The following is a 14,508-nucleotide window of genomic DNA, read 5'->3' as shown; positions in this document are numbered from 1 at the left end:
CAAACATTGGATTCTATGTTATACAAAATTGGAAGGTACAGAATTAGGGTTTGTTTGTTAAGTTTATATGTTGAACGAACTAACAGCGGAGGGGGTTCCTTCTGTTAGTCCATTAAACCCAATGATTATTTTACGATTTTTTCAAGCTCATCAAGTGAAAGATCTACTGAAATGGAACCATCATTTGTTTCTTTCTTAATTGCGTCTGTTACTTCTTTTGAATGATATAGTTCAATTACTTTTTTCAATGTTGGATCATCTTTATCTTTCGTACGAGCTGCAAAAATATTAATATATGGCTTCGCATTTGCATTCTTTGGATCTTCTAAGAAAATAGGATCCTTAGCTGGATCTAATCCAGCTTGACCAGCAACACCGTTATTAATAACTGATGCCGCTACATCTTTTAACACACGAGGTGTTTGCTGTGCGATAACCGGTGTAATTTTTAATTTCTTCGGATTTTCAGCAATACCGCTTGGATCTCCAAATAGACCAAAGTCTTTTTTAAGCTTTAATAATCCAGCTGCATCAAGAAGTTTTAATGCCCGTGCTTGGTTCGTTGGATCGTTTGGAATTGCAATTTCTGAACCATCTGGGATTTCATTTGCTTTCTTATATTTTTCAGAGTATAAACCCATTGGCGCAATTTGCGTTGTACCAACAGCTGTAATATCTAACTTATGCTCTTTTTTAAATTGCTCTAAGAAAGCAATATGCTGGAATGAGTTTAATTCAATATCTCCATCAGCTAACGCTTTATTTGGCGTTGTGTAATCAGAGAACTCCACCAGTTTAATCTTAATCCCTTCTTTTTCAGCTTTTTTCTTCAAAATTTCCCAAGCGTCTCCATCCGTTCCAGTTACACCGACGCGAACTACTTTTTCTTTCGCTCCTGCACCCGTGTCTCCACTTGAGCAGCCGCTTAATGCTGAGACTCCTACAATCGCTGATAATGCAAATGCTAAAATTTTCTTCATTTTCTTTTCCTCTCTTCCTTTTTATGATCTGCGTAACAAGACTTTCGCAAAGTAGTTTCCTAAATTTTGAGCTATCTGTACGAGAATGATAAGTAACACGACCGTTACGAACATAACTGATGTATCAAAACGTTGATAACCATATGTCATTGCCAAGTCACCAAGACCGCCACCACCGACAAGCCCAGCAACTGCAGAGAATTCAATTAAACCAACTGTCATAAATGTGACACCTAAGATTAATGGTGCTAACGCTTCTGGTACAAGGATTTCAAAAACAATTCTAATTGGCGAGGCGCCCATTGCTTGCGCTGCTTCAATTACTCCTTTCGGAACGGAAACAAGGTTTGTTTCAACCATTCTAGCAATACCAATTGATGCGACTAACGTCATCGGGAAAATTGCCGCTGCTGTTCCAATCGTCGTTCCGATAACACTTCTTGTTAGTGGACTTAAGGCTACTAAAAAGATAATGAATGGTACCGGACGAATTGTATTAATTATGATGTTAAGAATAGAAAAGACCCATTTATTTTCTAAAAAGTTTCCTTTTCTCGTTACATATAAAAGTAAACCTAGAGGTATATCCAGAATTGTAGCAAATATAAGGGTTACAATTACCATTAAGAGGGTATCCCCCGTCGCATCTAGTATACGCGGCCAAAATATACTCCAATCAACTCGCATGAGCTTCTACCTCCTTCAGCTGCACTTGCAGTCTTAGATGTTGTAATGCTTTTTGAATTTCCCTCTGCTCACCTTGCAACTCTACAAGAAGATTTCCAAATAGCACATTTTGAAGTTCAATAATATTTCCGTACAGTACATTTACATCGACGTTATAGTTTTTTGCGATATATGATAGTACCGGCTGTCCTGTCTCCTCACCAGTAAATGTTAGACGATAAATTTGACCACCATTTTGAATTTTCGCTAGAACACTTTCCGGTAAATGATCATTAATGACAGAACGTACAAAGTTTTGAGTCGTCTTTGTTTTTGGTTGTGTGAAAACATCAAACAGTTTTCCTTCTTCAATAACTTTTCCCTTCTCCATTACAGCTACACGGTGACAAATTTCTTTCACAATATGCATTTCATGTGTAATAAGAAGAATTGTTAAATTGTATTCTCGATTTACTTTCTTTAATAAGTTTAGAATTTCTGTCGTTGTTTCTGGATCTAAGGCTGATGTTGCCTCATCACATATAAGAATATCTGGCGATGTCGCAAGTGCTCTAGCAATGCCCACACGCTGCTTTTGTCCACCTGATAGCTGCTCTGGGTAATAGTTTGCTTTATCTTCTAACCCTACAAACTTCAGCAGTTCATTTACTCTTTTTTTTATCTCATTCTTTGGTACTTTCGCTAACTTTAATGGATAAGCAATATTTCCAAATACTGTTCTTGAATTAAATAAATTAAAACTTTGAAAAATCATTCCAATTCTTTGTCTCAGTTTACGTAATTCTTTCGTCGATAATGATGTAATATCTTTATCATCTATTGAAATCGTTCCTGCCGTCGGTCTCTCTAACATATTTACTAAGCGTAATAACGTACTCTTTCCAGCGCCACTAAAACCGATAATGCCAAAAATTTCGCCTTTCTCAACTGATAATGTTACATCCTCCACCGCATGAACAGATTGGCCAGCTGATTCATACACTTTACTTACATTGTTAAAAGAAATCATTTTTTTCCCTCCTATATGCTGTAAAAACTTGAAGCAGAGCTTTCGAGGTAAAATAAAAAGTGCCCTCCTTCTTATCAACCATAAAGATAAGAAGGAGAGCACTTATATGTACTCGTTCACATCTTCTCATCTTCCAAGCCTTTATATGGCTTGCTGGAGTTAGCACGGTATTAAAAAACCCGTTGCTGAGGTATCGTAGGGCCAGTCCCTCCACCTCTCTGGATAAGAATGTATCGATTTAATTGTCGTTTAATTAATTCTCATTATAGAACTCAGAATAATAAGAGTCAATACATTTTTTAGAAAAATATTAATTATTCCTTTATTAAAATTTCCAGATGAATATTCATCTGAAAAATAGTAACTTTCAAGGTTATTTAAAATTCTTCTTCCTCATATTTTTAAACAGGAGAATCCTCTCTACGAATTGAATAAATTTATTTGAATATGAAACTCGGAGGAAGATAAATATATGAAAACAGCTCTTTTACTCGTCGATATTCAAAACGATTATTTTCCAAATGGAAAGATGGAATTGCGTAATCCAGTAGAAGCAAGCGAATATGCTAATCAGTTATTACAACACTTTAGAACAAACAGCGAACCTATTTTTCATATCCAACACGTAGCTATAAAAGATGACGCTACTTTTTTCCTACCTAATACAGAAGGTGTACATATTCATGAAAGCGTACGTCCACTTAGAGAAGAAACAGTTATAGTCAAACATTATCCAAATAGCTTCCGAGAAACTAATCTTCTAGAGCAATTAAAACGTTTAAATATTGAACATGTCGTTGTATGCGGGATGATGACTCATATGTGTATCGATGCAACAGTAAGGGCTGCATTCGATTTTGGCTTTCAATGTACCGTTATACATGACGCTTGTGCTACAAAAGACCTTTCTTTTAAGAACGCTACTATACCAGCTGTTTATATTCACAATACAATTTTAGCTAGTTTAAATGGCGTATATGCAAATGTAATAAGCACGCAAGAATTTTTAGCTACATAAAAAAACACTCCTTTCAGTGAGCAAAACTGAAAGGAGTGTTCCTTGTCGAACCATAGATTTTCTTTCAAATTGTATTATACAGGAAATTCTCAAAATGAATACTAAAAAATATGACTAATAAGTCAACTTTTCTCATCATTTTATTTCTGTTCACATGTTTATCACGCTATTAATAGGTTTTAGCTCATTCTCTTCGAACGACGGTAATATATGGGGGTTCAATTTTAAAAGGAGCTCTTCACATTCTGTGAAGAGCTCCTCTACTATTTCTTATAAAGTTTCAGAAGTAGTTTTTGCTTGCATGTGAAGTGCTAAGTAATCAGGTCCACCAGCTTTAGAGTCTGTACCAGACATGTTAAAGCCACCGAATGGTTGGTAACCTACGATTGCACCAGTACATCCACGGTTGAAGTATAAGTTACCAACGTGGAAGTCTTCGCGTGCTTTTTCAATATGGTCACGGTTGTTAGTAATAACAGCACCTGTTAAACCGTATTCCGTATTGTTTGCAATTGCAAGTGCATGATCAAAGTCTTTCGCTTTACAGAATGCTACTACTGGTCCGAAGATTTCTTCTTTCATTAAGCGAGCATCTTCTGCAACGTCAGCAACGATTGTTGGTTGGATGAACCAGCCTTTAGAATCGTCTCCTTCGCCACCTGCTAAGATTCTACCTTCTTCTTTACCAATTGCAACATAGCTCATTACTTTATCAAATGCAGCTTGGTCATTAACAGGACCCATGTTTGTACCTAATACTGCTGGGTTAGCAACTTTTAATTCTTTTGTTAATTCAACAGCACGATTTAATACGTGATCGTATACATCTTCATGGATTACTGCACGAGAACATGCAGAACATTTTTGTCCTGAGAATCCGAATGCTGATGCAACGATAGACTTAGCTGCTAATTCAAGATCTGCTTCTTTATCAACAACGATTGTATCTTTACCGCCCATTTCAGCGATAACACGTTTTAACCAAATTTGTCCTGGGTTTACTTTCGCTGCACGCTCGTAGATACGGATACCTACATCACGAGATCCCGTGAAGCTTACGAAACGTGTACGAGGATGATCTACTAAGTAGTCACCAACTTCAGAACCGTTACCTGGAACGAAGTTTACTACGCCAGCTGGTAAGCCAGCTTCTTCTAATACTTCCATAAATTTCGCTGCTACTACAGGAGTTGTACTAGCTGGTTTTAGTAATACTGTGTTACCAGAAACTAAAGCAGCTGTTGTCATACCTGCCATAATTGCGAATGGGAAGTTCCAAGGAGAAATGATAACACCTACTCCTAATGGAATGTAAGAGAAACGATTATATTCAATTGGACGGCTTTCTACTGGAATACCGTCTTTTAATTTTAACATTTGACGACCATAATATTCCATAAAGTCGATTGCTTCTGCTGTATCAGCATCTGCCTCATTCCATGGCTTACCTGCTTCTTTTACAAGAATAGCAGAGAATTCATGTTTTCTGCGACGAACGATTGCTGCAGCACGGAATAAAATGTCTGCACGCATTTCTGGCTTTGATTTTCTCCAAGTTTGGAATGTTTCATCCGCTACTTGCATTGCTTTTTCAGCTAACTCACGGCTTGCTTTTGAAACACGACCAACAAGTTCCTCTTTATTTGCAGGGTTTACAGAAACAATTTTGTCTTCTGTAGTGATTTTTTCTCCCCCAATAATTAATGGATAGTCTTGTCCAAGATAAGATTCTACTTTCTTTAAACCTTCTTCAAACGCTAATTTGTTAGCCTCCACTGAAAAATCTGTAAATGGCTCATGTTTGTATGCTACTACCATTTTTTTAGCCTCCCCTTAGAAAAACGTTTACATTTTACAACATTATTCTACACGATAATTTAGATTTATTCAAATATTCCTAGACTTATATTTTAAAAATTAATAAATTTTTAAAATATAATAAAAAAAGAGATTCATACATGCGTATGAATCTACAAAATATGAGTATATTCCAAAACATTTTTCCCAATCAATAATATAGTAACTAATAAAAATAAAGTTCTTACATATCCAACACCTTTTTGAACCGCAAACTTCGATCCAAAATAAGCACCTAAGATCATTGATAATCCCATGATAATACCGTATTCAAAATGAATTATGTCTAAAAATAAAAAAGTAATTAAAGATACAATATTACTAACAAAGTTCAAAAGTTTTCCAGATGCTGCCGCTTGAATAAAATCCAAGCCAATTAATAAAAATGCAAAAATTAAAAACGACCCTGTCCCTGGTCCAAAAAAACCATCATAAAATCCTATCATTAAAGTAGCAAAGAAAAATATTAATGTTTTTCTTTGCGTCATCTTCTTATAGGTAGACACACTTCCCCAATTCTTTTTTGCAATAATATAAATAGCAATAAATACTAACATTACAAGTACTAATGGGCGTAAAATATCCGATGGAATAAATTTTACTACTAAAGCACCTGCAACAGCTCCAACAATAGTTAACGGGATTAACTTTCCTACAATTTTAAAATCAACTTTTCCTGATCGAATGAAATACATCGCACTCGTAAACGTCCCCATTGTTGCCGCTAATTTATTCGTTGCAATTGCCGAAGCTGGCGATAAGCCAACAAACATAAGTGCAGGAAGCGAAATTAACCCTCCTCCTCCAACAACGGAATCAATAAAAGCTGCTAAAAAACCGAATGCAATTAATAAAATAATGACTTGAAAACTTAATTCTTCCATGAGCTTTACCCCTTACCCCTATTTTTTACAACATTTTAAATTATAACAAAATTATATAAGAAAAAAAGCTGTTCCATAGAGGAACAGCCTTCATATTTAATCTAAAATTTTCACAAGTGGTTCATCTTGTTTTGCTTCACGTATAATAATAGCTTCTGGGCGTTCTACAGATTTAATCGTTACTTGTACTTTCATATAATTCGGGAAGTATTCCATAACAAGCCCTGCCACATATTGTGTAAAACCAACTATTTCAGCTTTTCCATTAAACTGGACAGGAATATCAAGCTTCATTTCTCTTAATTCATCATCTCTATACATACCAGTACCAATAACAGCTGTATAGTCGCCTTGGAAATAATCGCTTAGTTTTGCCTTAAAGTTGGATACTCTTGCAAGATCTTCACGTTTATTATCTGTTTTCGCTTGCTCTGATGGGAACAAATAATATTTTTCATTAATTTGTTTCCAATCTTCAACCGTTTCACTACCTTTTTCGACATTTGCATAAGAAACAAAATTACCTGGCACGAGCGAAGACTTTGGAGCTTGGCGATAAATCGCAAATGTTATCGGAATATTTTTTGTTTCAGGTTCTTTTTGATGTATGACTTTCAAAATTTCTTGCGCCATTTTTTTCCCTTCAGCTAACATCTTTTCATCTGGGATTGCAGCTTCACGTGGGTAACCATGCTCTTCGTTAAAATATTGAACAGAATTCATCGCTAATCCAACTACCATACCAACACGTTCCTCGCCGTTATCGCCTTTTTTCACGTAATAATCATGCTCTAAAATATTTGAAATATATATTGGATTTTTTTTATTTTTCACTTCTAGTGATTCGGATCCTGTTCCTAATGCAGGATTTAATCCTATATTAGGAAATTTAACTGCATCTTTTTTTAATTTTTCCTCTAGTTCCTTTTGTTCAGCATCTGTACGTTTTCTTTTAACAAGCATCTGTATAGTTTGAGTATCTAGAGCTTTTCCGCCTTTTAAAAAATTATCTTTCGTACTAAATGATTCTTTTGCAATTCGCATTAATCCTGTTTCAAATTCATCTATATCAAGGCGACTATTTAACCCTTGCACCACTAAACCACGTGCCTTTCCACCATCAAATGGAATAGTCGTCTTATAATATTCATCCGAAATAGCGTATTTTGGAACAACTGATTGTTCTTTTGCTTTCCCCGATTTCCCAGCCACTTTTTCATCTTTGTCGGCACCTGCACTACACCCACTTACAAGTAGGCCAAGGCTTAATACCGCTAATGCTATTTTTTTCATGGTAAGTTTGCACCTCTTACTTATTTAGCTCTTGTAAGAACCTCTCTTCATTCCAAACCTCAACATTATGTTTCTCCGCTTGTGCTAATTTCGAACCAGCTGCTTCACCTGCAACAACTAAATCCGTACTCTTACTAACACTTCCTGTTACTTTTCCACCTAATGCCTCAATCTTCTTCTTCGCTTCACTTCGTCCCATAACTTCTAGCTTACCTGTTAAAACAACCGTTTTTCCTGCGAAGTAAGATTCAACATTTTGTAAATCTGCAATTTTTATACCTTTGTATGTCATATTCACGCCATACTCTTTAAACTGCTGTAATAACTCTAATACATCTTCATTATCAAAATATGTCACAACAGATTGAGCCATTTTTTCGCCAATTTCATTAATTGCTTTTAGTTCTTCTTCCGTTGCTTTTACAAGCTCATCCATCGTTTCAAAGTGCTCTGCAAATGTACGTGCTGCTTTCGCTCCAACGTGGCGAATTCCAAGACCAAATAATAATCGCTCTAACGAGTTTTCTTTAGAATTTTCAATTGCTTGTATTAAGTTTGTTGCTGATTTTTCACCAAAACGTTCTAACTGTAATAATTGCTCTTTCGTCAATGCATATAAATCAGCAAATGTACGAATGTAATCAGCATCAAAGAGTTGTGTAATGACACGTTCTCCAAGTCCATCAATATTCATTGCATTTCTTGAAACGAAATGGATTAACCCTTCTCGAATTTGAGCAGGACAAGTTGGATTTATACAACGAAGTGCTACTTCTTCTTCTAAACGAACAAGTTCACTCTCACATGCTGGACAATGAGTTGGCATGCGGTATTCTTCTTCCTCACCAGTACGCTTATCAAAAATAACGTTCACAACTTCAGGAATAATATCTCCAGCCTTCTTCACAACAACGTAGTCACCAATTCGAATGTCTTTTTCACGAATTAAATCTTCGTTATGTAAAGAAGCACGACGAACAATCGTACCAGCAACTCTCACTGGCTCTAGTTCTGCAGTCGGTGTTACAACCCCTGTTCGGCCAACACTTAATTCAATGCCTGTTAATCTCGTTACAACTTCTTCAGCCGGGAATTTATAAGCAATCGCCCATCTTGGACTCTTCGCTGTAGTTCCTAGGCTTTCTTGAAGGGCAACATCATCTACTTTTATAACGATTCCATCAATCTCATAATCAAGATGCGGACGTTTTTCTTGCCATTCTTCTACATAAGCTATAACTTCTTCAATTGTTTCACATGTACGGCGATTTGGATTTGTCTTAAATCCAAGTTCACCTAAGAAATCCAGCGATTCACCATGTGATGAAATTGTTTTTTCTTCTACATTCGCAAGACCATACACAAACATAGATAAGTTACGCTTCGCTGCAATTTTCGGATCAAGTTGACGTATTGAACCTGCTGCTGCATTACGCGGATTCGCAAATACATCTTCTCCATTTTGCTCTTTTTCTTCATTTAGTTTAACGAATGAACGCTTCGGCATATATGCTTCGCCTCGTGCTTCTAACGTTACTTCTTCATTTAAACGCAGTGGGATAGCTTTAATCGTTTTTAAATTTTGAGTAATATCTTCACCCGTTACACCATCACCACGTGTCGCCCCTTGAATGAAGCGTCCTTTTTCATAATGAAGCGAAACGGCAAGCCCGTCAATTTTTAATTCACATATATATCTTACATTCGCACCATCAATTCCTTGACGTACTCTTCTGTCGAAATCACGTAAATCTCCTTCGTTAAATGCATTTCCTAAACTTAACATTGGTGACTTATGTGTTACTTTTTCAAATATATCAAGAACAGTCCCCCCAACGCGAACGGAGGGAGAATCTTCACTCATAAACTCTGGGTTCTCTGCTTCTAATTTTATAAGCTCCTGCATATTACGGTCATATTCCGCGTCAGAAACAGAAGGATTGTCTAATACGTGATATTGATAGTTAAATGTATTTAACAAGTCACGTAATTCTTCTATACGTTTTTTTACTATCTCTTTTGACATATCCTCATTCCTTTCCTATTGTTTCGTCACAGGTGCAAATTTTGCTAACAAACGTTTAACACCAATTGGGCTTGGGAACGCAATATCTAATTCTTTTGCATCACCTTCACCTTTTACACTTACAACTGTACCGACTCCCCATTTTTGGTGGGAAGCTTTATCTCCTACAGCCCAGCCAATTTGTTCGCCACCTGTCGTCTTAGCTGCAGGGCGCGCGAAAGCTGAACGAGAGCGTGTTGCTGTTGTGATTGTCGTTTTGCCGCTACTTGCCGTTCTGCCTTTTGTACCAAACGATGTTTCACGCTTCGGCGCTGTTTCATTTAATGATTCCACTAGTTCTGTCGGTATTTCTGTAATAAATCGAGACGCAGCGTTCATACTTGTTCTACCAAATAATGTACGCATTTGCGCGTTAGATAAATATAGCTCTTCTTCTGCACGAGTAATACCTACATAAGCAAGACGACGTTCTTCTTGCATTTCATCCTCTTCCATAAGAGAACGAGTATGAGGGAATATCCCTTCCTCTAAGCCAACAATAAAGACAACCGGGAACTCTAATCCTTTCGCCGAGTGCATCGTCATTAAAATAACTTCTTCACCAGCAGTTGGGTCTTCATCTACACGATCAATATCAGCAACAAGTGCTAAATCTGTTAAGAATGCAACAAGGCTCTTATCTTCGCTTTGAGATTCAAATGTTTGCGTAACAGATAAGAACTCGTCTAAGTTTTCTAAACGACCTTCCGCTTCTAAAGAACGTTCATTTTTCAACATATCGCGATAGCCTGTTTTTTCAATAACTTCTTCTACTAATTCTGTAACAGATAAATACTCTTGCATATTTACCCAGTTATTTAATAAATTCGCGAATTCTTTTACTGCCTTTGTAATTTTTGCACTTACTCCAACATGCTCAATCTTATCAAATACAGCAGTTAATGAAATTCCATTTTGCACACCGTAATTAATAATTTTATCGATAGAAGTCGCACCAATGCCACGCTTTGGCACATTTATAATACGTGCAAAACTAATTTCATCATCTGGATTACCGATTAAACGTAAGTACGCCAAAATATCTTTAATCTCTTTACGATCGTAGAACTTCGTACCCCCGACAATTTTATACGGAATGTTAGATTTAAGGAAAATCTCCTCGACCATACGAGACTGAGCATTCGTACGATATAGCACTGCAAAATCAGTATATTTTCGTTTCCCCATTTGAATATCGTCACGAATTTTTTTTGCAACAAAATACGCTTCGTCCTTTTCAGTTGCAGCACGATAATACGAGATGTTACTTCCAACTTGATTGTCTGTCCATAATTTCTTCGGCTTACGATTCGTATTTTTTTCAATAACAGCATTCGCTGCATTTAAAATATTTTGTGACGAACGATAGTTTTGTTCTAACAGAATTACTTGTGCATTCTCATAGTCTTTTTCGAATGACAAAATGTTAGAAATATCTGCACCACGCCAGCGATAAATAGACTGGTCAGAGTCACCCACAACGCAAAGATTTTTAAAACGCGCTGCCAAATGTTTAACAAGAAGATATTGCGCTTTATTTGTATCTTGATACTCATCAACATGAATATATTGGAACTTACGCTGATAAAACTCTAATACTTCTGGAACACGTTCAAATAGCTGAATCGTCGTCATAATTAAATCATCAAAGTCTAATGAATTATTTTTCAAAAGACGTTTTTGATACTCTGTGTATACATCGCTCGTTAATTTTTCATATGGATCAGCCATTGTAATTTTTTTTGCATATTTATCCGCAGATAACAGTTCATTTTTCGCATTACTAATGCCCGCTAAAATAGAGCGCGGCTCAAATTTCTTCGGATCAACATTGCGCTCTTTCATAATTTTTTTGACTACAGTTAGCTGATCACCTGAATCTAAGATTGTAAAGTTACGATTAATACCAATACGATCGATATCGCGTCGTAAAATACGTACACACATAGAGTGAAACGTCGAAATCCAAATATCTTCTGCTTCTGGTCCCACAAGTGTATCAATACGCTCACGCATTTCACGAGCTGCTTTATTGGTGAAGGTAATAGCTAGTACATTCCATGGTGCTACACCTTTTTCACCAAGTAAATACGCAATACGATGTGTTAACACACGTGTCTTACCACTACCTGCACCTGCCATTAATAGAAGTGGTCCATTCGTTGTTTGTACTGCTTTTTGTTGCTGTGGATTTAAACCGTTTAATAACTTATCTGTCATACTCATATACGCCTGCACCTACTCTCCTTTTACTGCTTTAACTGTTTTTAACGCCGATTTTATATCATCATAAATAATATTTCCAACAACTACTGTATCAGCATATTGTGCCATTTCTTTCGCCTGTTCTGCATTAGAAATACCACCGCCATAATATAACTTAGCTTGTTTCAATTCTGCTTTTACATTTTTAACAAGTTCAACATCTCCATACGTACCGCTATATTCTAAATAAAATATCGGTAAACGTAATAGCTTGTCTGCTAAACGAGCATATGCAATAACGTCATCTTCTGTTATATCACATTTCGCTTCTGTAAGCTGGGCTACTTTCGCTTCTGGATTTAAAACACAATACCCTTCCATAAAAATTTCGTCCCAGTCCATAATATCCCCAAATTCTTTCAATGCCTCATGATGAACACCTGTTACCCATTCTACTTTTCGGCTATTTAAAACACTTGGGATGTAATAAAAATCAAATCCTGGTGTAATTGCTTCTACATCAGAAACCTCTAATACACAAGGAACTGCATATCTACGAATGCTAACTAGCATGTGTAATACGTTATCAATTGTAACTCCATCACTTCCGCCTACAATAACCGCATCAGTTCCAGACTCACAAATCATTTCTAAATGTTCATCGCTTAACTCCTTATTTGGATCAAGCTTAAATACATGTTTCCATCCGGAAATATCGTACATGAAAACACCCTTCCTTTTCTCTAGTTATATATATTCCTGTTCAAAATAACAGTTTATTTTCATCATTATTGTTTTAACTTCATCTTAAATATTTGTTTAAAACGGAGAATTAAGTTTGGAATTACCTCTTCCATATTTTTTAAACTAGAGGATTTAATTTTGAAGTTCCTTTTATGCATTCTTTCATTATAACAAAAAAAGTTACTTACACACACGCACATTCCAACATCTTTTTCCACGTCAAATGTTGGATTACATATCCCAAAAATCAAACGGGATACTAATAAAAGAAATAGTATTATCTATTTCAACTTTCATAAAAAGGAGTGTTTTTCTAATGAAGCAAAATATCGGGACAATAAACGCTCTAATTCGAATTACACTTGGGCTCGTCCTCTTCGGATGTAGTGCAACTAAACTTGTACGCAAGCCGTGGTGCACTTGGTCTAACATTTTTCTATGGATTGGTGCAATGAAAGTTGCAGAAGGAATTGTTCGTTTCTGCCCTGTTGTTGAAATGTGGAAATTCGGAAAATACATGAATATGGGGGCATTTAAAATGCCTAGCATGAATTTTGCTGAAAAAGGACATGCTAAAGAAGAAGTGAATCAAACTTCCACTCATGACAAGCCAGAGTCAAAAGGAAGTTATGACGCTTCTGACAAAGAGATTGAGTCAGCGATTGAAGATATAATCCTGGCAAAACCGCTTTGAATCATTTGTCACGATGCAAGATGCTCTCAAAGGGACTTAGCTGCTGCAGTGGGCGGTTAAGTCTTCTTTATTTTACCATAAAGCAGAACGTATATTCTCTTTTTGAACCTTAAAATGTATATAAAAGATATCAACCAATAAAATTCAGAAAATTAGATGCATACCTCTTGCTTAAAATGATATAAAAGTGATATCATTTTTATATCAGGAGGCGATCATATGAAAGAAAAACAAGTATTTTATGTAAATGGTTTTCTCGGTATTATTGGAATTTTGATTTTAGCTGCTATCGGTGTATTTTTCCTTGCACAAGAAATTTTCATAGGAGCGGCACTAACTATTATATTAGCCGCAGTTCTCGCTACAGGTATCGGTATTGTTCAACCGAATCAAGCGAAGGTTATTACGTTCTTCGGTAATTATTTAGGAACAATTCGTCAAAACGGTTTATTTTTAACGATTCCGTTCGCATTCCGTCAAACTGTATCTTTACGTGTTGAAAACTTTAACAGTAAAAAATTAAAAGTAAATGACGTTGATGGAAATCCAATTGAAATTGCAGCTGTTATCGTATATAAAGTTGTTGATTCTGCAAAAGCAATGTTTGGTGTTGAACATTATGATCGATTTGTAGAAATTCAAAGCGAAACGGCAATCCGCCATGTTGCAACAAAATATCCTTATGACAATTTCCAAGATGAAACCTGCGTTACGTTACGCGGAAATACTGAAGAAATCTCTGAGGAATTAAAACGTGAGTTAGAGGCGCGTCTTGAAATTGCTGGTGTAGAAGTATTAGAAACTCGTTTAACGCACTTAGCTTACGCAACAGAAATTGCCCATGCAATGCTACAACGCCAGCAAGCAAAAGCAGTATTAGCTGCTAGAAAAGAAATTGTTGAAGGTGCTGTGAAGATGGCGAAAGATTCCATCCATATGTTAGATGAAGAAGGCGTACTAGAACTCGATGACGAGCGTAAAGCAAATATGGTAAACAACTTATTAGTTGCCATCGTTTCAGATAAAGGTGCGCAGCCAGTTATTAATACAGGAAGCCTATACTAAGGGCTAT

11 protein-coding genes, 1 pseudogene and 1 riboswitch are annotated in these 14,508 nt (G+C 36.2%); of the genes and pseudogenes, 3 read left to right on the top strand and 9 right to left on the bottom strand.

Annotated elements, in window-relative coordinates:
• Positions 1-125: 125 nt before the first annotated feature.
• From MR169_RS03855 to MR169_RS03845, 3 genes are read right to left on the bottom strand one after another with little or no spacing between them, the layout of a single operon-like run.
• Positions 126-980, bottom strand: coding sequence for a MetQ/NlpA family ABC transporter substrate-binding protein (locus tag MR169_RS03855; RefSeq protein ID WP_000721593.1), 855 nt, complete (start codon positions 978-980; stop codon positions 126-128).
• A gap of 21 nt (positions 981-1,001) precedes the next feature.
• Positions 1,002-1,667 carry a methionine ABC transporter permease gene (locus MR169_RS03850; protein WP_242318920.1) on the bottom strand — a complete coding sequence of 222 codons (666 nt, stop codon included), beginning with the start codon at positions 1,665-1,667 and terminating at the stop codon, positions 1,002-1,004.
• Positions 1,657-2,676, bottom strand: coding sequence for a methionine ABC transporter ATP-binding protein (locus MR169_RS03845; protein ID WP_242318918.1), 1,020 nt, complete (start codon positions 2,674-2,676; stop codon positions 1,657-1,659). The genes MR169_RS03850 and MR169_RS03845 overlap by 11 nt, the downstream gene beginning before the upstream one ends.
• A gap of 123 nt (positions 2,677-2,799) precedes the next feature.
• Positions 2,800-2,905: riboswitch (SAM riboswitch) on the bottom strand.
• Positions 2,906-3,148: 243 nt separating this feature from the next.
• Here MR169_RS03845 and MR169_RS03840 point away from each other — a divergent pair.
• Positions 3,149-3,714: pseudogene (locus MR169_RS03840) on the top strand (cysteine hydrolase family protein).
• Positions 3,715-3,964: 250 nt separating this feature from the next.
• On the opposite strand, the gene pruA reads toward MR169_RS03840, so the two are convergent.
• From pruA to pcrB, 6 genes are all read right to left on the bottom strand, one after another.
• Positions 3,965-5,512 carry an L-glutamate gamma-semialdehyde dehydrogenase gene (gene pruA, locus MR169_RS03835; protein ID WP_000259552.1) on the bottom strand — a complete coding sequence of 516 codons (1,548 nt, stop codon included), beginning with the start codon at positions 5,510-5,512 and terminating at the stop codon, positions 3,965-3,967.
• A 152-nt stretch (positions 5,513-5,664) separates the two neighbouring features.
• On the bottom strand, positions 5,665-6,435 hold the full coding sequence (locus tag MR169_RS03830) for a TSUP family transporter (protein WP_242318917.1): 771 nt from the start codon (positions 6,433-6,435) through the stop codon (positions 5,665-5,667).
• A 96-nt stretch (positions 6,436-6,531) separates the two neighbouring features.
• Positions 6,532-7,728: a CamS family sex pheromone protein gene (locus MR169_RS03825; RefSeq protein WP_000717034.1), complete on the bottom strand. Its 1,197-nt coding sequence runs from the start codon at positions 7,726-7,728 to the stop codon at positions 6,532-6,534.
• Positions 7,729-7,744: 16 nt separating this feature from the next.
• Entirely contained in the window at positions 7,745-9,754 is a 2,010-nt protein-coding gene (ligA, locus tag MR169_RS03820; RefSeq protein ID WP_000031612.1) for an NAD-dependent DNA ligase LigA, read from the bottom strand.
• Positions 9,755-9,769: 15 nt separating this feature from the next.
• The gene (pcrA, locus tag MR169_RS03815) at positions 9,770-12,019 is read right to left on the bottom strand and encodes a DNA helicase PcrA (protein ID WP_242318916.1); all 2,250 of its coding nucleotides are present in this window, start codon (positions 12,017-12,019) and stop codon (positions 9,770-9,772) included.
• A 12-nt stretch (positions 12,020-12,031) separates the two neighbouring features.
• Entirely contained in the window at positions 12,032-12,721 is a 690-nt protein-coding gene (pcrB, locus tag MR169_RS03810) for a heptaprenylglyceryl phosphate synthase (RefSeq protein WP_242318915.1), read from the bottom strand.
• A 337-nt stretch (positions 12,722-13,058) separates the two neighbouring features.
• Here pcrB and MR169_RS03805 point away from each other — a divergent pair, with 337 nt between their 5' ends.
• Positions 13,059-13,436, top strand: a complete 378-nt coding sequence (locus MR169_RS03805) for a YgaP family membrane protein (protein WP_000812345.1) — start codon at positions 13,059-13,061, stop codon at positions 13,434-13,436.
• Between the two features lie 219 nt (positions 13,437-13,655).
• On the top strand, positions 13,656-14,501 hold the full coding sequence (locus MR169_RS03800) for an SPFH domain-containing protein (RefSeq protein ID WP_000660669.1): 846 nt from the start codon (positions 13,656-13,658) through the stop codon (positions 14,499-14,501).
• Positions 14,502-14,508 lie beyond the last annotated feature (7 nt).

Origin of the sequence: Bacillus cereus group sp. BfR-BA-01349, from assembly GCF_022663795.1 — a bacterium.
In the GTDB taxonomy this organism is placed as follows: domain Bacteria; phylum Bacillota; class Bacilli; order Bacillales; family Bacillaceae_G; genus Bacillus_A; species Bacillus_A cereus.
This window is presented reverse-complemented; position numbering and strand designations above follow the sequence as displayed.

Bases quoted from the DNA above. Each gene is read 5' to 3' on its own strand.
- ligA (WP_000031612.1), bottom strand. From the start codon at position 9,754: ATGTCAAAAGAGATAGTAAAAAAACGTATAGAAGAATTACGTGACTTG.
- MR169_RS03830 (WP_242318917.1), bottom strand. From the start codon at position 6,435: ATGGAAGAATTAAGTTTTCAAGTCATTATTTTATTAATTGCATTCGGT.
- MR169_RS03800 (WP_000660669.1), top strand. From the start codon at position 13,656: ATGAAAGAAAAACAAGTATTTTATGTAAATGGTTTTCTCGGTATTATT.
- MR169_RS03805 (WP_000812345.1), top strand. From the start codon at position 13,059: ATGAAGCAAAATATCGGGACAATAAACGCTCTAATTCGAATTACACTT.
- MR169_RS03845 (WP_242318918.1), bottom strand. From the start codon at position 2,676: ATGATTTCTTTTAACAATGTAAGTAAAGTGTATGAATCAGCTGGCCAA.
- MR169_RS03825 (WP_000717034.1), bottom strand. From the start codon at position 7,728: ATGAAAAAAATAGCATTAGCGGTATTAAGCCTTGGCCTACTTGTAAGT.
- pruA (WP_000259552.1), bottom strand. From the start codon at position 5,512: ATGGTAGTAGCATACAAACATGAGCCATTTACAGATTTTTCAGTGGAG.
- MR169_RS03855 (WP_000721593.1), bottom strand. From the start codon at position 980: ATGAAGAAAATTTTAGCATTTGCATTATCAGCGATTGTAGGAGTCTCA.
- pcrA (WP_242318916.1), bottom strand. From the start codon at position 12,019: ATGAGTATGACAGATAAGTTATTAAACGGTTTAAATCCACAGCAACAA.
- MR169_RS03850 (WP_242318920.1), bottom strand. From the start codon at position 1,667: ATGCGAGTTGATTGGAGTATATTTTGGCCGCGTATACTAGATGCGACG.
- pcrB (WP_242318915.1), bottom strand. From the start codon at position 12,721: ATGTACGATATTTCCGGATGGAAACATGTATTTAAGCTTGATCCAAAT.